Origin of the sequence: Xanthomonas sp. LF06-19, assembly GCF_034105425.1 — a bacterium.
Lineage (GTDB): Bacteria > Pseudomonadota > Gammaproteobacteria > Xanthomonadales > Xanthomonadaceae > Xanthomonas_A > Xanthomonas_A sontii.
On the sequence record NZ_JAXGGH010000005.1, the window covers coordinates 353,399 to 375,895 of the forward strand.

Genomic DNA, 22,497 nt, shown 5'->3' on the forward strand with positions numbered 1-22,497 from the left:
CCACGAATGGCGGCGACCTCCAAGCACGCATGTCGCAGAACGATGGCAACTGGGACGAGATTCTCTGATGGTATACAACGCGCCGTCAGTGTCGGTCTGTGAGACGTCACCGCTCTAGAATTTCGCGACGGTCGGTGATGCGGAGCGAACACCACGAAGCGGTAGTCAGTTTCTTTCCGGATGACCGGGCGACAGGGGGTTGCCCATCAGAGAAAAGGAGTTTCACGTATGTCTGGAACAATGTTCGCGAAGAAACGTTTATCTGCCCTGGTGCGCTTAGGGGCGTTGATAGGATTGGCACTAAGTAGCTCGGTCCACGCACAGGCGCCTACCAACGATCCGCTTTCGGCGCAGCAATGGAATCTTTCCGCGATTCGCGCACCGCAGGCCTGGGTGCTTGCGCCAGCGAATGGCCAGAAGATTCGAATTGCCACGATCGATTCTGGGTATTCCGGACACCCGGATATTACGTGGGCCCAGGATGGAAGCGGTAGAGATTTCTATCGCGGAATAAATGGAGGTAACCCCAATGAAGATGGCGGATTTGCACATGGAACCCATACGGCCGGAATCATTGGCGCTAAAACACAAAATGGACAAGGTATCGCCGGTGTCTGCCCACAGTGCGAGATTCTTTCGAGCAGAATCTATCAGGGCGTCAGTGATGCTAACCTGGCTGCAGCGATCAAGATTGCAGTCCAATCTGGCGCAAGGGTCGTCAATCTAAGTCTGGCGGACCCGACCAGTACTTGTGACGACTACCAGTACACTAATCGTGCCATCTCCCAGGCGCTGGTCGCGGGCGTTTCGATCGTAGCTTCGGCTGGTAACCACAATGCGCCAGGGATAATCTACGACCAAGCAGCTTCCGGCTCGTGGGTCGATGTGGCTCATGTGCGGCCAGCTTCTTGTCCCGGAGTCATCTCTGTCGGGGCGACCGATCAGATGAATCTTGAGGCCCCTTACACCAATGGCGGGGCATCGTTGACGTTGATGGCGCCTGGTGGCGGCGCGACTCGCGATGAAGGGGTTTATGGCGCTGGACTAGGTGATTGTCCCGGGATAGTAAATCCAATTTCGCAGGTCAACGCTGTGACGAGGGTCGGCGTGCTCTCTGCTTGGGCGGTGAAAAACGGCGATGGATTGACGTCGTGTTATCGCTTTCTTTCGGGAACCTCAATGTCGGCGCCACACGTCAGTGGGGCGATCGGATTGATGTTATCTGCGAATCCTGCTCTGACGCCCGATCAGATCAAGAACATCCTGAAAAGCACGGCGACGCCGATGGCCTGCGCTGACAATCGGTGTGGTGCCGGCTTGCTAAACGCAGAGGCGGCCGTTAACTGGGCTCGTTCAATGGTAGGAAATGGAAAGATTCCCGGTCCATGCCTGTACAATTTCGGCGATGATTCGCTTCGGCCGACTGCGTGTGTGCTTGACGCGATTGATGAAGGCCCTCATGGCACTGAGTCTGTGATTGCCTATGGTCATCTATGGAAGTTCGATACCCAGGGACAGCCTTCGGCAAGGCCAGCGCCGCTGAGTGCCGTGCCGCGTTATGCAGCCGGAAACGGACCATGTACGCAGGAATCTGTGGGCTCTCATTATGCATGCAAGTTCGAAACTCGCACTGAAGTGGACTACCCGGGTGTGGGCTATCTTGAATCAATTACCGCTTACGGTCGCTACTGGAACTTCGACGCCAACGGCCAGCCGTTTGGTCCGCAGGGTGGAGAACTGAAAGACGTCCCGCGGTATGCGGCTGGCCCTTGCCAAGGAAAGAATCCCTGCGTATTCGACACGCGCTCGCTGGTCGTGTTCCCGGAATGGGGCGGTCTGGTCGAGTCAGTCAACGCGTACGGGCAGTACTGGATGTGGGACGCCAACGGCAATCTGCTTGCTTCCGGTCCGTTGCAGAGCGTTGCGCGCTATCAGCAGATCTGCAACTACGGTCCGGCGGGTACGCCGTGCAAGTTCGATACGCGTGAGCTGAAGAGCAATCGGCATGAGGTGATCACCGCCTATGGCCGCTACTTCGAGTTCAATGGCGAGACGCTGATCCAGAACACGGCGCTGGCGGACATGCCGCGGTTCAACTGATATCACCGTTGCCGGCGTTCTGCTGCAACGATCGGCGAGAGTACGGCAAAGGATCTGCCGTGCTCTCGCTTCTGCCTTTCCAATTCCGTGTGTCGCCAGCGTTTCAGTCGGTCCGTGCGTACGGCCGTGGCAGCGGTTACGCGCGGGCGATCTAAGAGGTGCGATGTGTTCGGAGGTAGCTCAACTCATCGAACGGGATGCATCTTGAGGTAAGTCCATCTCGACTTGCCGACGACGGCAGCGCCAGGCACCGCATGATGGAGTGGTGCGGGCAGTTCGCCGCACCACTCACAGCGCGTCCAGAAACTCCCGAACCGCCGGTCCGAACCGCGCGAAATCCACCAGGAAGGCATCGTGGCCCTGCGGCGAATCCAGCCCCAGGAACTGCGCCTGTGCGCCGCCGGCGCGCAGGCCGTCGGCGATCTGTTGCTGCTGCTGCACCGGGAACAGGATGTCGGTGTTGGCGCCGATCGCCAGCGCGCGCTCGATGCGGATCGTGGCGATGCCGGCCAGCACGTCGCCGCCGGCAGGTTCTGCCAGGTCGAACCAGTCCATCGAGCGGCTCAGGTACAGATAGCAGTTCGGGTCGAAGCGGCGTACGAAGCGGCGGGCGTGGCCTTCCAGGTAGCTCTCGACCCGGAATTCCAGGCCGAACGGATCGTCGTCGGTCTGGTCCGAGTCCAGCCGCACGCGGCCGAAGCGGCCGTCCCATTCCAGCGCCGAGCGGTAGGTGATCACGCCGAGCTTGCGTGCCATGCGCATGCCCGACTCGGGATAGGTGGCCTCGTCGTAGTCGCCGCCGTTCCAGTTCGGGTCCAGGCGGATCGCCTCGCGCTGCAGCGAGCGGATCGCGATCGAGAACGGCAGTGCCTGCGCGCTGCCGGAAATATTGATGTGGCTGCGCGCCAGGCCCGGATGCCGGTGCAGCAGCGCCAGCGCGGTCATGCCGCCCATCGAGTTGCCGATCACGCAGGCCAACTGCGCGATGTTCAGTGCCCGCACCACTTGCGCGGCGGCGTCGGCACCGTCCTCGATCGACAGCTCCGGGAAGCGCAGGCGATACGGCTGGCCGTCGTCCGGGTGCGCTGAGGCGGGGCCGGTCGAGCCCTTGCAACTGCCCAGCGAGTTCACGCAGATCACGAACCAACGCTGGGTGTCGATCGGCTTGCCCGGGCCGAGCATGCCGTCCCACCAGCCTGGCGTGGGATCGTCGGCATTGGCCGCGGCATGCGCGTCGGGCGAGAGTCCGGTGACGATCAGGACCGCGTTGTCGCGCGCGGCCGACAGCGTGCCCCAGGTTTCGTAGGCGACCCGCGCGCCATGCAACTGGCCGCCACGTTTCATCGGGAACGGCGAGGGCAGGGCGAGGAAGCGGCTGCCGGGCGGGATGAATTCGGTCATGCGCCGATTCTAGCCGCGCGATTGCGCATCCGGCGTATGCGTGGTGCGGGATGGAGCGTGTCGGGCCGCGATGGCGTCCGTGAGTGACGCCGGGCCGGATCTACTGCGCGTCTGATCATTCGCTTCCACCGCGATCCAGTCCGACACGCTGTTGCCTCGTGGGAGCGGCTTCAGTCGCGACAGGCCTCCCGGTAGAGCGTGTCGCGGCTGAAGCCGCTGCTGCAACGACGTTTCGCATTCTTGCTGGCGTCTTGGCCTGGTCGCGACCGGACGGTCCCGATCAGGCACGGTCGCTCCCACACGACTGCTTGCGCTACGGCTTGCCGATCACCAGCTCCACCGGCGCGGTCGCCGGCAGGGTGACCGTCACCGGCGCCGATTCCAGATCGCCGTCCTGGCGCATGGCGTTACCGCTGGCCGACAGCCGCGCGATCACCTGCACCTGCTTGAGTTGCGAGAGCTTCTGCGTCGGCATCGGGCTGTCCGCGTCGCTCAGCGTCACCCGCAACGGCAGCGCCTGCAGTGGATGCTTCTGCACCGCCACCGGCATCGGCGGGCCGCCCGGTACGCGTGCGATCACGAATACGCTGGCGTCGCCGCGCAGGCGCACGCGGGCGGCGAACGCCGGGTCCAGCGACACGGCCACGGTCAGGCCGGTGCTCGCCGGCGCCTGCGCATCCTGCGCCGTGGCGGCGGTGCCGTCAGCGGGCAGCGCCGGCAGGCCGGCCGCGCTGCGCGCCGCGTCGATCTGTGGCCGCAGCGCCGCGGCGGTGGCCGCGTCCACGCGCGGCAACAGCGCTTCCCAGGTGGCCGCGGCGGCGGCGTCCTGGCCGCGCTGGCGCTGGGCGATGCCCAGGAACCAGGCGCCGCGTTCGCTGCCCGGCGCCAATTGCAGGGCGTGCTGCAGCCAGGCCAACGCCTGGTCGTCGAACTGCCGTTGCGGGTTGGCCATCGCACGCGCCTCGGCTGCTTCGATCAGCAGCGGCGCCTGCTCCGGCGCCAGGCGCACCGCACGCGCGAATGCGGCCGCGGCCTCGGCGTGGTGGCCCAGCGACATCTGGCTGCGGCCGAGCAAGGCCCAGCCGTCGGCCCGGTTGGGATCCTTCGCCAGCGCCGCCTGCAGTTGCTTCACGCCATCCTCGAGCGTGCGTGGTGCCTCGCGGTTCTGCGCCTGCAACGCGCGCGGGGTGCCGACCAACGCATACAGCGCCGCCGTCGCCACGCCCAGCGCCAGGATCGCCACCGCCAGCACCGCGCCGTTGCGGCCGCGGCTGCGCAGCGGCCACAACACCACCGCGAACACCAGCGCCGCCAGCGCCACCGCCGCGGCCGACATGCCCCAACTCAGCATCGCCTCACCATTCCTGTTCGTCCTGCAGCGGTAGCGCGGTCGCTGCCGGCGCGCGTCGCCGCACCATCCGGATCAGCACCACGGCGCCGCCGGCCAGCAGCAGCAAGGGGCCGAACCACAGCAGCCAGGTACGCGCTTCCAGCTGTGGCCGGTACAGCACGAACTCGCCGTAGCGGTCGACCAGGAACTGCTTGATCTGCGCATCCGACTTGCCCTGGTGCATCAGCTCCAGCACTTCGCGGCGCAGGTCCATGGCGATCTGCGCGTGCGAGTCGGCCAGCGACTGGTTCTGGCATTGCACGCAGCGCAGTTCCGCGGTCAGCGCATGGAAGCGTGCCTCCTCGGCGGCGGAGCGATAGGCCAGCGGCGTCGGATCGGACACCGGTTCGGCGCCGGCCAGCGTGGACCACGCCAGCAGCGCCAGCAGCGCCAGCAGGCCCAGCCGCAGCGCAGGCCGGCGGTGCTGGCTCATGGCGTGGCCTTGCCCTGGGCGCGCGTCGGCGGGGCGTCGCGCTCGGCCTGCTCCAGTGCCGGCAGCAGTTCGTCGCGGATGATCGCATCGGTCAGCGGGCCGGCATGCTTCCAGCGCACCACGCCGCGCGCGTCGACCAGGAAGGTCTCCGGCGCCGCGGCCACGCCCCAGTCGATCGCGGTGCGCCCTTCGGGATCGAACAGCACCGCCAGGAACGGATTGCCCAACTGCTCCAGCCAGCGGAGCGCGTCCTCGCGGGTGTCCTTCCAGTCGTAGCCGATCACCCGCACACGCTTGCTGAGCGCGAAGCGGGTCAGCACCGGGTGTTCCTCGCGGCAGGCCGGGCACCAGCTGCCCCACACGTTGAGCAAGTACGGCGCGCCCAGCAACTCGCTGCTGCGCACGCGGATCGAGGCGTCGTGCAGCAGCGGCAGTTCGAACGCCGGCGCCGGCTTGCCGATCAGCGCCGAGGGCAGCGCGTCGCGATCGGCGCTGCCGGAACGCTGCACCGCATACACCATCAACGCCAGCAGGCCAAGGAAGAACAGCGCGCCCAGAACGATGGCGGGCAGCGGCAGGCGACGTGGAGCGGGAGCGGACATCAGGGGGTCTCCGGGGAACGACGGAAGCGCCGGTCGGCGGCGGTGACGAAACCACCCAGCGCCATCAGCGCCGCGCCAAGCCAGATCCAGCGCACGAAAGGTTTGACGTGCACGCGCATCGCCCAGGCGTTGCCGCCCAGCGGCTCGCCGAGGGCGACGTAGACGTCGCCGAACAGGCCGGGGTGGATGCCGGCTTCGGTCATGTTCTGGCCGCCGCTGGCGTACAGGCGTTTTTCCGGATGCAGCAGCGCCAGCGGGCGATCGTCGCGCAGCACCTGCACGTGCGCGCGTTCGGCCACGTAGTTGGGGCCCTTGCGCTGGTCCAGCCCCTGCAGCTCGAAACGGTAGCGGCCCAGCTCCAGGTGCTGTCCGGGCGCCAGCGCCACTTCGCGCTGCTGCTCCAGGGCCTCGACCAGCAACGCGCCGGCCAGAAAAACGGCGATGCCGGTGTGCGCCAGGGTCATGCCCAGCATCTCGGCAGTGAAACGGCTGCCCTTGAGCTGGCGCCGGCTCCATACGAAGCGCGCGGTGCCCAGCAGCACCCAGGTCGCGGCGGCGACGCCGGCGGCGGTCTTCCACGCACCCTGCGGCGCCAGGAAGAAGCCGATTGCCCCGGCCAGCAGCGCCAGGCCCGCCCACGGCGCCAGCAGCGCCAGCGGCCGCGACGCCTGTTCGCGCTGCCAGCGGGTCAGCGGGCCGAACGGCAGCAGCGCCACCAGCGGCGCCATCAGCACGATGAACAAGGTACCGAAGTAGGGCGGCCCCACCGACAGCTTGCCCAGGTCCAGCGCATCGGCCAGCAGCGGATACAGCGTGCCCAGCAGCACCATCGCGCAGGCGCAGGTCAGCAGCAGGTTGTTGGCCAGCAGCAGGGTCTCGCGCGAGGCCGGGGCGAAGCGTTGCCGCGCCTCGTCGGCTGCCGCCGCCACGCGGCCACCGCGCAGCGCGTACAGCAGCAGCGCGCCGCCGCACAGCAGGCTCAGGAACACCAGGATGAACAGGCCGCGGGCGGGGTCGGCGGCAAACGAGTGCACGCTGGTCAGCACGCCCGAGCGTACCAGGAAGGTGCCGAGCAGCGACAGCGAGAACGCGGCGATCGCCAGCAACAGGGTCCAGGCGCCGAAGCTGCCGCGTTTCTCGGTGACCGCCTGCGAATGCAGCAGCGCCGCCCCGGCCAGCCACGGCATGAAGCTGGCGTTCTCCACCGGGTCCCAGAACCACCAGCCGCCCCAGCCCAGTTCGTAGTACGCCCACCAGCTGCCGAGGGCGATGCCGATGGTCAAAAAGCCCCAGGCCACGTTGGTCCACGGCCGCGTCCAGCGCAGCCAGCGCGCGTCCACCTGGCCGTCCAGCAGCGCGGCAATGGCGAAGGCGAACGGCACCGCGAAGCCGACATAGCCGGCGTACAGCAGCGGCGGATGGATCACCAGGCCAGGATCCTGCAGCAGCGGATTGAGATCGCGCCCTTCCAGCGGCGCCGGCAGCAGCCGCGCGAACGGGTTGGAGGTGAACAGCAAAAACGCCAGGAAGCCGATGCTGACCAGCGCCAGGGTGCCGATCACCCGCGCGACGACGTGCGCCGGCAGGCGCCGCGAGTACAGCGCCACCGCGCCGGTCCACAGCGCCAGGATCAGCGTCCACAGCAGCAGCGAGCCCTCGTGCGCGCCCCACACCGCGGAGTAGCGGTACACCAGCGGCAGCAGCGAGTTGGAGTTCTCGGCGACGTAGGCCACCGAGAAATCCTGGGTCACGAAGGCGTGGGTAAGGATCGCGAAGGCGCCGGCGACCAGCGCCAGTTGCGCGAACGCAGCCGGCCGCGCCACGCCCATCCAGCGCGCATCGCCGCGTTGCGCGCCGGCCAGCGGCAGCGCCGCCTGCAACACCGCGGTGAGCAGGGCGAGGATCAGCAGGAGCTGACCGACCTCAGGCAGCATGGCGCTTGCGGAACGCGCGGGCGGGTAGGGCGGGACGCGCAGCGGATTGCGGGATGCACGTGGCGCAAGGCTGCCCCCCCGGGTTCCGTCGCCGCTGCTTGGTGGTGCCAACGATCGTGCCAGCGCTGTTGCTTCGACGATTCCCCATTCCCCAATCCCGATTCCCGCCCCTCACTGCATCGCCCCCACATCATGCTTGCGATGCGCGCTGCCCATCTTGTCCGCCAGCTCCTTCGGCATATAGGTCTCGTCGTGCTTGGCCAGCACGTCCTCGGCGACGAACACGCCGTCGTGCATGCTGCCGGTGGCCACCACCGCCTGGCCCTCGCGGAACAGGTCGGGCAGGATCCGGTCGTAGCGCACGGTCAGTTGCGCATCGCCGTCGGTGACCCGGAAGTGCGATTGCAGCGAACCGGGTGCGCGCTGGAACGAGCCCTTCTCGACCATGCCGCCGAGGCGGAAGCGCGCGTGCGCGCCGGTCTTGCCGGCCAGCACTTCGGCCGGGGTGTACAGGTAGGCGGCATTGCGCTGCAGGGCCATCGCCACCAGCGTGGTGGTCAGGCCGGCGGCCAGCACCAGCAGCATCAGCCACAGCAGGCGGCGCTTGCGCTGCGGGTTCATCGGCTCAGCTCCAGCGGCGGCGCCGGTTCGGCCTTGGCCTGGCGCTTGCGTTGCGCGCGCAGCCGTGCCGCCCGCAGGGCGTTGCGCACCTGCAGCCGCGCCAGCACGAAATCGGCCAGCAGCACCCCGGCGAACACCGCATAGGCACCGACCACATACGGCAGGTAGTTCATCCGCGTGCCTCCGCCAGTTGCGTCACCCAGTCCTTGCCGGCCTCGCGGCGCAGGTTGTCGGCGCGCGCGCGCGCCAGCAGCGAGCCGGCGAACCAGAACTTGGTCGCGGCCACCATCAGCCACAGCGGCGGCAGCATGCTCGGGTCCATGCTGGACTGGCCGAACAGGCGGATGGTCTGGCCCTGGTGCAGCGAGTTCCACCACACCACCGAATAGCGGATCACCGGCAGCAGCACCACGCCGACGATGGCCAGCAGCCCGGCCGCGCGTGCGGCGGTGCGCCGGTCCTCGATCGCCAGGTACAGGCCCATCACGCCGATGTACAGGAACAGCAGGATCAGCTCGGTGGTCAGGCGCGGGTCCCAGTCCCACCAGGCGCCCCACATCGGCTTGCCCCAGATGCTGCCGGTCAGCAGGGTGATCAGGGTGAAGGCGGCGCCGATCGGCGCGCAGGCCATCGCCAGGATCTCGCACAGCTTGATCCGCCAGACCTGGGCGATGGCCGCGTACACGGCCATCAGGCCGAACACGAACAGGCTCATCCAGGCGCTGGGTACATGGATGTAGAGGATGCGGAAGGCATCGCTCTGCAGGCGGTCGGCCGGGACCACGAACAGGGCCTGCCAGATGCCCACGCCGGCCAGCAGCAGCGCCGCCAGGTAGCACCACGGCGTCCAGCGCGCAGCGAAGCGATCGAAGGTCGGCGGCGAACCGAGTTGGTGGAACCAGCGGACGAGAGAGGCCATGCGGACGATTCTAGCTGGCGGAAGGCGGGCTTCGATGCGACAACATTCGATGCGACAACGACGGAACGGCGAGGGAACACTGCGCTTGCATGGTACGGCCGCCGCCGCGCCCGCGCTGCGCCAACGGCTCAGCTCAGCGAGATGCGGATCGCCGCGGCCGCCGCCAACGGCGCCAGCACCAGGCCCGCGACCAGGCCCGCGGCCAGCAACAGCAGGCCGCCGGCCGGATCCAGGCCCTGCGCCGCCGCCGCCACGCTGCCGGCGCCGAACACCAGCACCGGCACGTACAGCGGCAGGGCCAGCAGCGCGACCAGGATGCCGGCGCGCTTCATGCCCACCGTCAGCGCCGCGACCACCGCGCCGAGCAGGCTCAGCAGCGGGGTCCCCAGCGCCAACGATGCCAGCAGCACCGGCATGCGGTCATGTGGCAGGTGCAGCAATTCGCCGAGCAGCGGGGCGGCCACGATCAGCGGCAAGGCGGTGGTGACCCAGTGCAGCAGCACCCGCACCAGCACCAGCCAGGCCAGCGGCACCGGCGCCAGCAGCCATTGCTCCAGCGAGCCGTCTTCGGCATCGCTGCGGAACAGACTGTCCAGCGCCAGCAGGCCGGCCAGCAGCACCGCCAGCCATAGCGCGGCGCCGGCCACCTCGCCGAGCAGGCGCGGCTGGTTGCCCAGCGCCAGCGCGAACAGGGCCACGATCAGCAGGGCGAACAGCGCCGGCTGCAGCGCGTCGCCGCGGCGCCGCCACAGCAGGCGCAGGTCGCGCAGCAGCAGCGCCCGGGTGGCCTGCCACAGCGAAGGAACGGGCGTGGCCAGGCTCATGCGGCGACTCCGCTCAAGGTCAGCATGCGGGTGCGCACGGGGGGGGCGGCATAGGCGCCATGGGTGGTGACCAGGGCCGCGCCGCCGCTGCGCAGGTGCGCGGCGATCATGCGGTTGACCAGGGTGATGCCGTCCAGGTCGAGGTTGGCGTAGGGCTCGTCGAGCAGCCACAGCGGCGCCGGCGACAGCCACATCCGCGCCAGCGCCAGGCGCTTCTTCTGCCCGGCCGACAGCTGCCTTACCAGGGTGTCCTCGTAGCCGGCCAGGCCGACGATGGCCAGCGCGCTGCCGGGCATCTGCTTGGCCCGGCGCCCCTGCAGGCCGCACAGGTAGTGCAGGTTCTCCAGGGTGCTCAGATCGGCCTTCAGCGCGCCCAGGTGGCCCAGGTAGGCCATGAAGCGGGCGCGGTCGCCGCGCCGCACCGGGTGGCCGTCGATCTCGATGCGCCCGGCCTCGGCGCGCAGCAGGCCGACCAGCACCCGCAGCAGGGTGGTCTTGCCGGCGCCGTTGTCGCCCTGCACCAGCAGCGCCTCGCCGGCATCCAGGTGGAAGTCCAGCGGACCGAACACCGCGGCGTCGTCGCGGGCGAACGTGAGCCCGTGCGCGGCCAGTAGCGGTGGGGCGGTGTACAGCGGATCGGTCATCGGCGAAGGCCGCGGCGGATGGCGCGGCGGCGGGCGGCAAGGGAAGGCGCGCATTGTATCGGCATGCGGGCGTCCGGCGGATGCCGGCGGCGGCCACACGCGGCGATGCGCATGCGCTGCGTCAGTGGAGCGGCGGCGTGTAGGGCGCATCGCCGGCAAGCGGCTTTGCGTACACTCGGCGTTTTCCCGCTGCCCGCAGATCCCCCGCATGCATCCGCAGACCAAGCTGCCCAAGGTGGGCACCACCATCTTCACCGTGATGTCGCAACTGGCCGCCGAGCACGGCGCGGTCAACCTGGGCCAGGGCTTTCCCGATTTCCCGGTGCCGCCGCGGCTGATCGAGGCGCTGGACCGGGCGATGCGCGACGGCCACAACCAGTACCCGCCGATGACCGGCGTGCCGGCGCTGCGCCAGGCGATCGCCGAGAAGGCGCTGCGTTGCTATGGCGCCCAGGTCGATGCCGACACCGAGGTCACCGTCACCAGCGGCGCCACCGAAGCGCTGTTCAACGCCATCCACGCCGTGGTGCGCCCGGGCGAGGAGGTGATCGTGCTGGACCCGGCCTACGACAGCTACGAGCCGGCGATCGACCTGGCCGGCGCGCGTGCGGTGCACGTGCCGCTGGACCCGCAGACGTTCGCGGTGGACTGGGAGCGGGTGCGCGCGGCGATCACCCCGCGCACCCGCCTGCTGATGCTCAACAGCCCGCACAACCCGTCCGGGGCGATGTTCGGTGCCGACGACCTGCAGGCGGTGGCCGAGCTGCTGCGCGGCAGCGACATCTTCCTGATCTCCGACGAGGTCTACGAGCACATCGTGTTCGACGGCCGCCGCCACGAGTCGGTGCTGCGCTGGCCGGAACTGCGCGAGCGCGCCTTCGTCGTCTCCAGCTTCGGCAAGACCTATCACTGCACCGGCTGGAAGATCGGCTACGCGATCGCGCCGCCGGCGCTCAGCGCCGAGTTCCGCAAGGTCCACCAGTACAACACCTTCGCCAGCTTCGGCCCGGCCCAGCACGCGTTCGCCGCGATGATTCGCGAGGAGCCCGAGCACGACGAACAGCTCGGCGCGTTCTACCAAGCCAAGCGCGATCGCTTCCGCGAACAATTGCTGGGCACCCGGCTGAAGCCGCTGCCGGTGCCGGGCGGCTACTTCCAGCTGGTGGACTATTCGGCGGTCAGCGACCTGCCCGACACCGAGTTCGTGAAGTGGCTGACCATCGAGAAGGGCGTGGCGGCGATCCCGCTGTCGCCGTTTTACCAGGACCCGCCGCCCGCCCAGCGCCTTGCCAGGCTGTGCTTCGCCAAGAACGAGGCGACGCTGGATGCGGCGATCGAGCGCTTGCGCGCGCTGTAGCGCTTAAGTGCCGGGATTGGAGATTTGGGAATGGGGAATGGTGAAATCTCGCCGATGCGCTTAGCCTTTACCCATTCCCTATTCCCCTTTCCCGATTCCCTGCTATGAACGATCTGAGGATTTCGTTGGTCCAGGGCGATACCCGCTGGCACGATCCGGCTGGCAACCGCGCGTATTACGCCGAACTGCTGGCGCCGCTGGCCGGCGTCACCGACCTGGTGATCCTGCCGGAGACCTTCACCAGCGGCTTCTCCAACGATGCGCTGGCGCAGGCCGAGGACATGGACGGGCCGACCGTGGCCTGGATCCGCGAGCAGGCGGCACGGCTGGGCGCGGCGGTGACCGGCAGCGTACAGTTGCGCGTGCCCGGCGCCGATGGCGAGGCCAAGGTATTCAACCGCCTGCTGTGGGCCACGCCGGACGGCGTGTTGCAGCATTACGACAAGCGTCATCTGTTCCGCTACGGCAACGAACACCTGCGCTACGCCGCCGGGCACGAACGCCTGTGCGTGGAGTGGAAGGGCTGGCGGATCAATCCGCAGGTCTGCTACGACCTGCGCTTCCCGGTGTTCTGCCGCAACCGCTACGACGTCGAGCGCCCGGGTCAGCTGGATTTCGATCTGCAGCTGTTCGTCGCCAACTGGCCGTCGGCGCGCGCCTACGCCTGGCGTACGCTGCTGCGCGCGCGCGCGATCGAGAACCTGTGCTTCGTGGCCGCGGTCAACCGCGTCGGCGTGGACGGCAACGACCTGCACTATGCCGGCGACAGCGCGGTGATCGATTTCCTCGGCCAGCCGCAACTGGAGATCCGCGAGCGCGAACAGGTCGCCACCACCACGATCTCCGCCGCCGCGCTGGCCGCGCACCGCGCGCGCTTCCCGGCCATGCTCGATGCGGATGCCTTCAGTCTGGACGACTAGCCTGCGGCTCCCGTGATGCCGGAAAGCTCATCGTGCTATTTCCGAAGACGCCTGTCGTAGGAGCCGCTTCAGCCGCGACGGGCTTTCCCGGTAACCCCTGTCGCGGCGGATTTCGAAAGCGCGGCAATAGCCCCTCCCGCAGCATGTTGCGGCAAGCGTGGCGGGTGCACTGTGGGAGGGACTTCAGTCCCGACGCATTACGCCATCAGCAAGTGCTTCGCACGTCGCCGCTGCATGCGCGTTGACGCCCACAATGCATTGAGGCAGTCAGGCCAAGCCGGCGCAGACGAGTGCTGGAGATGTTTGGCGCGGGCCTCGCCTCCTGCCTGTACGGGGCCGACCGCGCCCGCCGCGATTGGAAATGCCTGCTGAACGCACGCGCGACGCTCCCGCAACCTTGTCGCGGCCGCGACAAACCCATTGCTACCCTCGCGCCTTGTCCACCCACCCGGAATGCCCACATGATCAAGTCGCTCTCTCTGCTCGCACTGCTGGGTGCGGCCGCGCTCGCGCCGCAGGCCCAGGCCGCCGGCAACATCGATTGCAAGCTGTCCTTCAACCTGTCCGGCTGGTCGGTGTTCTACAAGACCGCCAAGGGCACCGGCACCATCACCTGCAACGACGGCGCGGTGATCCCGGTCAAGATCAGCAGCAAGGGCGGTGGCCTGACGGTCGGCAAGTCGAAGATCGTCGGTGGCCGCGGCACCTTCACCGGCGCCTATAGCCTCAACGATCTGTTCGGCACCTATGCCGCCGCCGAAGCGCATGCCGGCGTGGTCAAGTCCAGCACCGCGCAGGTCGTCACAAAGGGCGATATCTCGCTGGCCCTGGCCGGCACCGGCGAGGGCGTCGATCTGGGCGTCAACGTCGGCAACTTCGTGATCGAGCGCCGCAAGTAAGGCTTGCTCTGTGCCGGCCCCGCCCGCAGCCGCGCGCGGGGCCGGCGCTGTTTTATCCGGCGGTCACGACGATCGACGCGAGGCTGGCCAGGGCGAGGGTGAGCAGGAGGAGGTTTTTGCGTGACATGCGGAGTTTTCGGCAGGGATGAAGTTTTTTGCTTGGGCGATGCGCTGCTCGAGATGGCAAGCGTCAGATAGCGGCCGCAGCGGCAGGTTGGATGCGTTGTCCGAACACGGTGTGCGAGGATGCCAGGGCCATGAATTCCTCCACGGGTAATGGCCGGCTGAAATGGTAGCCTTGACCGATGTCGCATCTGATGCTGCGCATGCGCGCCGCGTCCTCTTCGGTTTCGATGCCCTCGGCGACCACGCGCATTCCCATGCCGTGCGCCAGCCGAACGATGCCCTCCAGCGTTTCGAACACATGCGTGGTCAGCCGCGAGCGCCGGACCATCTGATGGTCGATCTTCAGGATGTTGAAAGGCGCCATGCACAGACGGTGGATCGAAGATCCCCCGGTGCCGAAATCGTCGATGGCGCAATCGATTCCATTGAGTCGCCAGTGGGCCACGGCGCCGGCGATGTGGCGGTCGCAGTGATCCATTCCGTCCTCGGTCACCTCGATGGCGAAATGGTGGGGGACGCCTCCCGAACGAATCAAGCGTTGGACGATGCAGTCCGCCCAGCTCGCCGAGACGAGACGGGTGGCGGATACGTTGATCGACAGTTTCAGCGTTGATGGCAAGGACAGCGAGCTGCTGACGCTGGCCACCGTGTCGATCAACTGGCCGATCAACTCCTCCCCAAGGTCGCATTCCTCCAGGAGAGAGAGGAAATGGTTCGGGCCAAGCACGCCCAATGTCGGGTGCTGCCATCGCACCAGCGCTTCTGCGCCCGCCATGGCGCCGGTGGTGAGGCAGTAACTCGGCTGCAGGAAGGCGGAAATCTCTCCAGTGCGGTAGGCGGCGTGGACATCGTCGGCGGTGATGCGCTGAGCGGTATTCTCGATGAGCTGGCCATCGTTATCGATGGTCGTCGGCGGGTTTGCGCGGTACAGCATGTCGGTGAAGTCGAACAGCCGCAGCGCCTCTCCGGCGAAGACCAATTGCATCAGCCCGCCGTCGCGTTGCTGCGCATATTCATGGATTGCGCTCTGGAAGCGCATGTCCGTCACTCCACCGACGATGACATGGCCGCTGAAATGGCTGTCGGCCAGGGCATCGATCAATTGCAGGGCCGATGCGCCCTGCAAGCGCGCCGACGTCACCACCAGGTCGATCGGCGTGGTGCGCATCCGTTCGAGCAGTTGGTCGTTGTTGCTTGCGCTATGGACCTTTGCCACGCCCAGCCGTTGCAGCAGCTTGCCGACGTAGGAACTCCGCAGTTCGCTGTCGTATGCGATCAAGGCGTTGCGGATGTTGAAGAATGGAACATGTGCGCTTTTGTTCATGAGAGCCTCATCGGTGGCGTGTGGGCGGCAACGCGGGAACCCGACTCTTGCCGAGAATCTCAGCTTGTCTGCAGATCGCGGCGGCGGTAATGGCGCGTGCCTTAAGCGCGGATGGGCGCGCGCCCAAAGACGCAAGTGCGCGCGATGGGGCATGCGGCAAGGCGTGGACGCGAGCCGGACAGCGCCGAAAGGCCGGATTTTTGCTGCGTTGGCGAGCGAGATGGCGCTGAGCTATCCTGCGGCCATTCGCCTGCCCGCGGCGTCGCAGGGCGTTCCGAGAGCCGAGATGCCGCAAAAATTACTTGCCAGAACTGGACGACACTACCGGCGCATCCTCTACGGGTCGGCGACCGCGCTTTCGCTGTCCATCGTCACCGCTGCCTGGCTGTTTTGCAGCGGTATCATCAATCAGTATCGCGAAAAGCAAGTCGCGCAGTTCGTCAAGGACAGCGAGGAAGTGCAGACTCAGGTGGATCAGTTGTCGGCGCGGCTGATCCAATTCGCCGATGTCTACGAAGGCGTATGGAATCTACGGCAGAACGATACCGTCCCCGTGCAGCGCTATGCGCGCAAGTTGGCCGACGGACACGGCTTCGCCCAGACCACGGACGACCTGACCGCGACCCCTTTTACGCTGGTGAGCGTGTTGACCGGTGCGGGCGATACCGAGCGGCTGGCAACGGCGATGCGGGTGGTCCGCGATATCTCTGCGGCACCTTCCATCGACGCCAGAAAGGCCGGCGTGACTCTGGAGGGGTTCCTGTATGCGCCCGACGGCAGTTTTCTGGCCGCGTCTCCCGTGCTGGGCACGGCAGCGTTGGACAGTGCGCGCCGCCAGGGCGCCGATGCCTTCATTCGCCAGCGCATCGCCGCGGTGGAGCGCCTTGTGGCGTCGACGCCGACGCAAGTCCTGCGCAAATACAGATTGTTGTGGCGCCCAGCCGATGCCAGCGACGGGCAAACTTCCGTGTCGCAACTCATCGTGCCGATGTTCCACGATGGCAAGCGGGTCTTCACTATCGCGTTGTCGCTGCCGGATCGGCAGTTCATGCAGTTCTTCCTGCGCAGGGAAGTCCGGCGCCCGGGGTTCTTCCTGCTGAACAAGGAGGGTCAGCTGAACCTCCGCGATCCTCCGCAAGATCCGGACCAGGCGGCGTTGCTGGCTCGGGTTCTTGCACAAGCGGCGCAGTTCCGCGGAGTTTCCGGCGAGCCGATCACCCTGTACCGGAACGACATTTTCCTGGTGGCCCAGCGCATCGGTGGTCCGGACTGGATCGCGGTCTACGCCTATACCTGGAGCGACGTGCTGGCGAATCTTCAGTACGAATTCTTCACCGGTGCGCTTGTGTGCCTGCTGGCGCTCGTCCTGATGTGGGTAACCGTCATCTATTTCGATCTCAGGGTGACCAGGCCGCTGCTCAGCAGCGCCGAAAAGCTGATCGAGGCCGAACACTTCAGCAAGGCGATCATCGACACCTTGCCGATCGGCATCGGCATTTACGCGCCGGGGACCGAGTCGGTGATGCTGGAGAACGGCGTTGCCAAACGCATGCTTGGCGACCGCAGCGAGGACTTCTACCGACACGTCATGCGCGAGCGCAGCGCGCAATCGGTGCCCGGCGCGCAGCATTCGTTCATCGAGGTGCAGTGGGACATCGCCGAGGGTCAGAGCAGCTACATCGGCGTGGCGTCGTCGCAGACCCGCTTCGACGGCCGTTCGGTGGTGTTGCTGGGGCTGGTCGACATCAACGAGCGCAAAGCCAACGAAATGCTGTTGATAGAAGCCAAGCAGACCGCCGACGAAGCGAACCGGGCCAAGTCGATGTTCCTGGCGATCGTCAGCCATGAGATCCGCACGCCGTTGCATGGCGCGATGGGTCACCTGGAACTGCTGGCGCGCAGCCCACTGGGATTGGAGCAGTGCGAATGGGTGGACATGATCCGCCGCTCGTTCGACGCCTTGCTCACTCTGGTCAACGATCTGCTCGATTCGACCAAGCTCGAGGCCAACGCGCTGAAGATCAATCCAGTACCGATGTCGCCTAACGATGTGCTGGAGCGTTGCGCGCGCAGTTTCGGCGCGTCGATCCTGCAGAGCGGCGTCGCTTTCTACTGCGTGACGGACCCGGAGCTGGATGCCGTGATGCAGGGCGACGACCAGCGCTTGGCGCAGATCCTGCAAAATCTGCTGGGCAATGCGGCCAAGTTCACCGAGCGTGGCTCGGTCATGATCTCTTCGCGCTGTCTCACGCTACAGGACGACACGGTGTGGGCGCGTTTCGAGGTCGCCGATACGGGCATCGGGATTCCCGCCTCGATGCAGTCGGCGATCTTCAACCCGCTGGCGCAGGCCGACGACAGTATCAGTCGCCGCTTCGGTGGTACCGGATTGGGTTTGTTCCTGTGCCGCAATCTTTCGCGCTTGATGGGCGGGCGCATCAGCGTCAGCAGCGAACCCGGTGCGGGTAGCGTGTTCCGGGTCGACCTGCCGTTCAAACGCAAAGCGCGCGCGCTTCCTGCCGACTCGCACGCGCTGGAGGGAATCACGGTGGATCTGGTGTGCGCGCAGCCGGCATGGCGGGACATGCTCGCCGAGCGGTTGCGCCGCTGGGGCGCAGCCCTGTACGACGAGGACGCGCGACCGGCGCGCTTGCACATCCGGGTGCTGGCGCAGGCCGATGGCGGCGTCTTGAACGCTGCCGACCTGAGCGCGGTGCCAGCGCTGGGCACCGTATTCGTGACCGCAAAGGGGCCGTTGGTGCCGCATCGCCACGAAACGCGGGTCGAGGTCAGTTCACTGAGCCGCGAAGGATTGCTCGACGCCATGAGCGCACTGACCGGTATCACTCCCCGCCCCGCCGAACGCTATGCGGGGGGGCTCGCCGAGGAGGTGGTCGAACAGGATCTGGACATCCTGGTGGCCGAAGACGATGCGGTGAACCGTACGCTGATCAAGCACCAACTTGCGGCGTTGGGATGCCGCCGCGTGCGGGTGGCCGTCGATGGAATGGAGGCGCTGACGCTGTGGCTCGAGCGCCGCGCCGATCTGGTCATCACCGATCTGGGCATGCCGCAACTGGATGGCGTCGGCCTGCTGCGGAAGTTGCGCGATTTCGATCCGGAAGCGCGGATCGTAGCCACCTCCGCGTCGGCCGCGGCGGAGATCAGCGCCGATACCGAGCAGTTTTCCGATCTGCTGCAAAAGCCTGTGTCGTTGAACGACTTGCGCCGTGTCCTGAGGAGCACGATGCTCGTCCGCAATTCCTCCGAGGTTTCCGAGGGAGGCCGGGAACCTCCTTCGGACGAACTGGATGCCTTGCTGTGGCAGGCGCTCCGGTCCGAGTGGGACGCGGAGCGGCAATCGATCGAGGAGGCGCTGGTCTTGCAGGATCTGGAATTGTTGCGTCGGCGCCTACACCGTCTGCAGGGCGCTTTGATGGCGTTGGGGGCGGACGATCTGTTGGCGGAACTGCAAGTAGTGCAGGAGCTCTGCCCGAGCGCGGATTGGGCTGTGCTGTCGGCGCGTTGCCGGCAGTTGCTTCTGCATGTGGAGCAATCGCTGCGTTGAAGCGGCCGACGACGCGGCCGAAGTGACGCCGATTGGCGCTTGGCGCCCACGTTGAGTCAGTCCAGTCATCGCAGGTGGCGTCGCCGACGCGGTCGTGTCCGGGCGATGTCTCCGATGATGAGGGCGCGCGCGCTGCGTTCTGCCTGACACTCCCTGAGCCTGTTGGAACCGCACATGCGGAAGCGCAAACGCGATCAGTGCATGATGCTCGACGCATAGCGCTGGATGGACGGCACGAGCCGGTTCGCCTTGGCGGCTGCGCAGCCGTTTTGTCAGCCGCTCTAGATGGCCCCGGGCATGCGCCGCCAGTCGCTGGCGGTGCAGGTCGAGCCGGCTGACGCGGAGTGTGCCCAGGCACGATCGCTGGCACAAGACGTTCGCATACGTCAGGGGCAAGAGCCGCGCCCGCTCTCATCGGCCAGGGCAACGCCGGTTAGCGTCCGACGCAAAGGGCCATGAAAAAGCATCGAACTGGACATGACCACGCTGTTCTGATCCCGCAAGGGATTCCGTCCCGTTGCCGTGCCGTTGGTGCAGCGAAACGATGGCTGGCTCAATCGATTCCGACGCGCAACCCACGATGATGGCGGTCCGCCCAGAACCTCGGCGGAGCTTCACTTGGTCGTCCTTCCCATCCTCTCGCTCGACAAAGCCGCATCTGTTCTTCAACGTCCATGACGCGCGCTAGACGCCCTGACTGTCCAACTCGCGCAGCAGCGCGGCCAGTTCGACGTCGTTCTTGGCGCCCAGCTTCTTCATCGCCGCGATCTTCTGGTTGCTGATGGTCTTGGGGCTGCGCTTGAGCCGATCGGCGATCTCGCTCAGCGATAGCCCATCGGCGGTCATTCGCGCCACGGTGGCTTCCTTTGCGGAGAGCGCGTCCATTCCGATGGCCCCGTTCTTGCGGTAATGCGTTGTCAGCAGCGCTGCCGACAGCGAACCGGGGACATAGAGGCGGCCGCTGGCGACTTCCTGCACCGCCGCGGCCAGGTTGCCGAAATCCGCGCGGCTCTTGCCGATGAAACCGGAGGCGCCCAGTTGCAGCGCCGCCGAGACGATCGAGGGTGCGGTGTGCGCGCTGAGCACCAGCAATCGCATCTGTGGCGCCAGCCGGCGCAGGCGCTGCAGCAGATGCAGCCCGTCGGCTTGCGGGTCGCTTTCGAATTCATAGTCGCACAGCAGCACATCCACCGGCTGTTTTACGAGCTCACGCAGCAACTGGCCGATGCCGTCGCAACTGAAGAGCAGGTCGATGCCCGGCGTGTTCTTCAGCACGCTGGTCACGCCGAGCAGCACGATCGGGTGGTCGTCGGCGATACCGACTCTGATCCTGTCCATTGTTGGGTCCTGTTGCCGCTGCCGTCATGCGCGATGTTATTCGCCGAATCATACGTCAGCTTCGCCATTCATCGGTGGCGAAACTGAGATTGAAGCCGCATGGCGTCTGTGCTGTCGGCTGAATCTTTCGATGCCAGAGACCGGATTTTGGGTATTGGCTCGTGCATGACTGGGGGTTTCCCCGTCTTGCCCTTGTCGAAGAAGTGTCAGTTTTCTTCTGTCGATTGTCGTGCCGAACGTACGGTTTTGGGCATTCGCCCATGTGTGGAATGGGGTTTTCCCATCGTGTCCTTGTCGAAGACGTTCTAAATTTTTTCTGGCGGGCGCAACGCCGAATGCGCGGTTTGGGGCATTCGCTCATGCACGGGATGAGGCTTCCCCGTCGTTGCTGCGCCAACAAAATTCTAACTTTCTCTGCTCTATAAATTACAGGTGGTCCAAAATGAATAGGGTATTCAGGGTTGTGTGGAATCGCACTATCGGTGCATGGGTGATTGCGTCGGAGCTGGCGAAGAGTAGGTCGAAAGGCCAAGGTGCCAAGTCTAAAGAAGAATCTGTCGCTGCCTGCTTGCTCGTTGCGATCCTGTTGGCGATGTTCGGCGTCAGTGGTGAGGCGATGGCCGCCCAGGTGGAGGCCGGTGGGATGTTCCGGGTGTTGGGTTGTCAGTCTTGGAGCAAGAATCCTTATTGTCAGGTTGACGCGTATAAGGCAATTGCGGTTGGCGACGCTGCGAATGCCTGGTCCTCGGCTGCAGACGCGCTTGGGATCAATGCCAAGACCTCCAGCGGCGATGAGACTGCGACCAATGACGATGGGACTGCGATCGCGGAGGGCTATAACGCGAGCGCCGCCGGTAAGGGGGAAGGTGCGTACTCCGCGGCAACCGAGGGGCGAGCCTGGGCGCTTGACGATACGGCTGCAGCGTTGAATGAAAATAGCCTAGTAACAGGTGCCGGTATTGTTGGGAGTGGCCATTCCATTGCGACTGGCTATCAAGTTGAGGCCACCGGCGATGACGCTTCCGCCTTCGGTGTGCGCTCCTCGGCGAGCGGGATACGCGGAGTGGCGATCGGCAATCGTGCGGAAGCGCAAGATACGAATAGCGTGGCAGTAGGCACCGGCACTAGTGGTGTATTGGCAGGCGGAGAGTCCTCGATCGCGCTTGGTATTAATTTGAGGGCGACCGCGCGAGGTGCCATCGCGGTCGGCGATGCTGTCGTTTCCTCGGGCGTCGGTGCCATCGGGATCGGCAGCTATTCCAATTTTGAGGCGCATAACAAGGCACAGGGTGACAATTCCATCGCCATAGGCAACGACGCCAATGCCATCGTAGATGATTCGGTGGCGCTCGGTAAGTCAGCGGTGGCCGGCAATTCTCAAAGCGGTGCCAGTGCCGATGTGGCGCTTGGCAGTGCAGCCAACGCGACCGGCGGCAAGAGCCTGGCGCTGGGCGTGAATGCGACGGCCACAGGTGCCAACAGTGCTGCGATTGGGTCGTCGGCGGCCGTGTACGGCAGTGATGCGATGGCACTGGGCAGTCGCGCGGTGGCGGGCGACGAGAAAAACAAGAGCGACGACAACAACATAGCGCTGGGCTACGCCGCCAATGCCCATGGCGGAGCCAGCCTCGCTATGGGCTACACGGCTAGATCCACAGCCGCCAGCGGCATCGCCATCGGCAATGCCGCTGATGCCAGCGGCGAGAAAAGCATCGCCATGGGCTACGCCGCCAATGCCAATGGCGGAGCCAGCATCGCCATGGGCTACACGGCTAAATCCACAGCCTCCAGCGGCATCGCCATCGGCAATGCCGCTGATGCCAGCGGCGAGAAAAGCATCGCCATGGGCTACGGGGCCACTTCCGCAGGCCGTAACGGCACCGCCATGGGCTACGGGGCCACTTCCGCAGGCGGCAACGGCACCGCCATCGGCAAATTCGCCCATGCCGACGACGACAACAGCCTGGCGCTGGGTGCAGGCGCAGCGGCGGCGCAGGCCGGCGCCGTGGCGCTGGGCAGCGGCAGCAGCACGGCCGCGGCGGTGGCGACCACCGGCGGGACCCTCAACGGCACCACCTACACCTACGCCGGCACCAA

The 22,497-nt window shown here is 66.3% G+C and carries 18 protein-coding genes; 6 read left to right on the forward strand and 12 right to left on the reverse strand.

What is annotated here, in order from left to right:
• Positions 1-228 precede the first annotated feature (228 nt).
• Entirely contained in the window at positions 229-2,100 is a 1,872-nt protein-coding gene (locus tag SLW55_RS12560; RefSeq protein ID WP_320745214.1) for a S8 family serine peptidase, read from the forward strand.
• Between the two features lie 288 nt (positions 2,101-2,388).
• Here SLW55_RS12560 and SLW55_RS12565 read toward each other — a convergent pair whose 3' ends face one another.
• From SLW55_RS12565 to ccmA, 10 genes are all read right to left on the reverse strand, one after another.
• Positions 2,389-3,501 carry a homoserine O-acetyltransferase gene (locus SLW55_RS12565; protein ID WP_320745215.1) on the reverse strand — a complete coding sequence of 371 codons (1,113 nt, stop codon included), beginning with the start codon at positions 3,499-3,501 and terminating at the stop codon, positions 2,389-2,391.
• Between the two features lie 313 nt (positions 3,502-3,814).
• The gene (locus SLW55_RS12570; protein ID WP_152237533.1) at positions 3,815-4,852 is read right to left on the reverse strand and encodes a tetratricopeptide repeat protein; all 1,038 of its coding nucleotides are present in this window, start codon (positions 4,850-4,852) and stop codon (positions 3,815-3,817) included.
• A gap of 4 nt (positions 4,853-4,856) precedes the next feature.
• Positions 4,857-5,324: a cytochrome c-type biogenesis protein gene (locus SLW55_RS12575; RefSeq protein ID WP_152237534.1), complete on the reverse strand. Its 468-nt coding sequence runs from the start codon at positions 5,322-5,324 to the stop codon at positions 4,857-4,859.
• Complete coding sequence (locus SLW55_RS12580; RefSeq protein ID WP_295965053.1) at positions 5,321-5,929, reverse strand: DsbE family thiol:disulfide interchange protein; 609 nt, start codon at positions 5,927-5,929, stop codon at positions 5,321-5,323. Before SLW55_RS12580 ends, SLW55_RS12575 begins: the two co-directional genes overlap by 4 nt.
• A complete protein-coding gene (locus SLW55_RS12585; RefSeq protein WP_267093916.1) occupies positions 5,926-7,860 on the reverse strand; it encodes a heme lyase CcmF/NrfE family subunit in 1,935 nt (644 codons plus the stop codon). The genes SLW55_RS12580 and SLW55_RS12585 overlap by 4 nt, the downstream gene beginning before the upstream one ends.
• Before the next feature lie 171 nt (positions 7,861-8,031).
• Entirely contained in the window at positions 8,032-8,481 is a 450-nt protein-coding gene (gene ccmE / locus SLW55_RS12590; RefSeq protein ID WP_010343775.1) for a cytochrome c maturation protein CcmE, read from the reverse strand.
• Complete coding sequence (locus tag SLW55_RS12595) at positions 8,478-8,654, reverse strand: heme exporter protein CcmD (RefSeq protein WP_010343776.1); 177 nt, start codon at positions 8,652-8,654, stop codon at positions 8,478-8,480. Before SLW55_RS12595 ends, ccmE begins: the two co-directional genes overlap by 4 nt.
• Positions 8,651-9,400, reverse strand: a complete 750-nt coding sequence (ccmC, locus tag SLW55_RS12600; RefSeq protein ID WP_010343777.1) for a heme ABC transporter permease CcmC — start codon at positions 9,398-9,400, stop codon at positions 8,651-8,653. Before ccmC ends, SLW55_RS12595 begins: the two co-directional genes overlap by 4 nt.
• Before the next feature lie 128 nt (positions 9,401-9,528).
• Positions 9,529-10,224 carry a heme exporter protein CcmB gene (ccmB, locus tag SLW55_RS12605; RefSeq protein ID WP_017907306.1) on the reverse strand — a complete coding sequence of 232 codons (696 nt, stop codon included), beginning with the start codon at positions 10,222-10,224 and terminating at the stop codon, positions 9,529-9,531.
• Positions 10,221-10,868, reverse strand: coding sequence for a heme ABC exporter ATP-binding protein CcmA (ccmA, locus tag SLW55_RS12610; RefSeq protein WP_017907305.1), 648 nt, complete (start codon positions 10,866-10,868; stop codon positions 10,221-10,223). Before ccmA ends, ccmB begins: the two co-directional genes overlap by 4 nt.
• A gap of 208 nt (positions 10,869-11,076) precedes the next feature.
• On the opposite strand from ccmA, the gene SLW55_RS12615 reads away from it, so the two are divergent.
• The 3 genes from SLW55_RS12615 to SLW55_RS12625 all read left to right on the forward strand — a co-directional run bounded on the left by SLW55_RS12615 (position 11,077) and on the right by SLW55_RS12625 (position 14,044).
• Positions 11,077-12,225: a pyridoxal phosphate-dependent aminotransferase gene (locus SLW55_RS12615; RefSeq protein WP_043095607.1), complete on the forward strand. Its 1,149-nt coding sequence runs from the start codon at positions 11,077-11,079 to the stop codon at positions 12,223-12,225.
• A 104-nt stretch (positions 12,226-12,329) separates the two neighbouring features.
• Positions 12,330-13,145, forward strand: a complete 816-nt coding sequence (locus SLW55_RS12620) for an amidohydrolase (RefSeq protein ID WP_152238020.1) — start codon at positions 12,330-12,332, stop codon at positions 13,143-13,145.
• 461 nt (positions 13,146-13,606) lie between these two features.
• Positions 13,607-14,044, forward strand: a complete 438-nt coding sequence (locus SLW55_RS12625; protein ID WP_017914143.1) for a hypothetical protein — start codon at positions 13,607-13,609, stop codon at positions 14,042-14,044.
• A 190-nt stretch (positions 14,045-14,234) separates the two neighbouring features.
• Here the strand turns inward: SLW55_RS12625 and SLW55_RS12630 are convergent, their stop codons facing one another.
• Positions 14,235-15,494: an EAL domain-containing protein gene (locus SLW55_RS12630; RefSeq protein ID WP_043095605.1), complete on the reverse strand. Its 1,260-nt coding sequence runs from the start codon at positions 15,492-15,494 to the stop codon at positions 14,235-14,237.
• 151 nt (positions 15,495-15,645) lie between these two features.
• Here SLW55_RS12630 and SLW55_RS12635 point away from each other — a divergent pair, with 151 nt between their 5' ends.
• Positions 15,646-19,062, forward strand: a complete 3,417-nt coding sequence (locus SLW55_RS12635) for an ATP-binding protein (protein WP_320745216.1) — start codon at positions 15,646-15,648, stop codon at positions 19,060-19,062.
• A gap of 684 nt (positions 19,063-19,746) precedes the next feature.
• On the opposite strand, the gene SLW55_RS12640 is transcribed toward SLW55_RS12635, so the two are convergent.
• Complete coding sequence (locus SLW55_RS12640) at positions 19,747-20,400, reverse strand: response regulator transcription factor (RefSeq protein WP_017915652.1); 654 nt, start codon at positions 20,398-20,400, stop codon at positions 19,747-19,749.
• A gap of 442 nt (positions 20,401-20,842) precedes the next feature.
• On the opposite strand from SLW55_RS12640, the gene SLW55_RS12645 reads away from it, so the two are divergent.
• On the forward strand, positions 20,843-22,497 hold a 1,655-nt coding region (locus SLW55_RS12645; protein WP_320745217.1), incomplete at its 3' end, for an ESPR-type extended signal peptide-containing protein.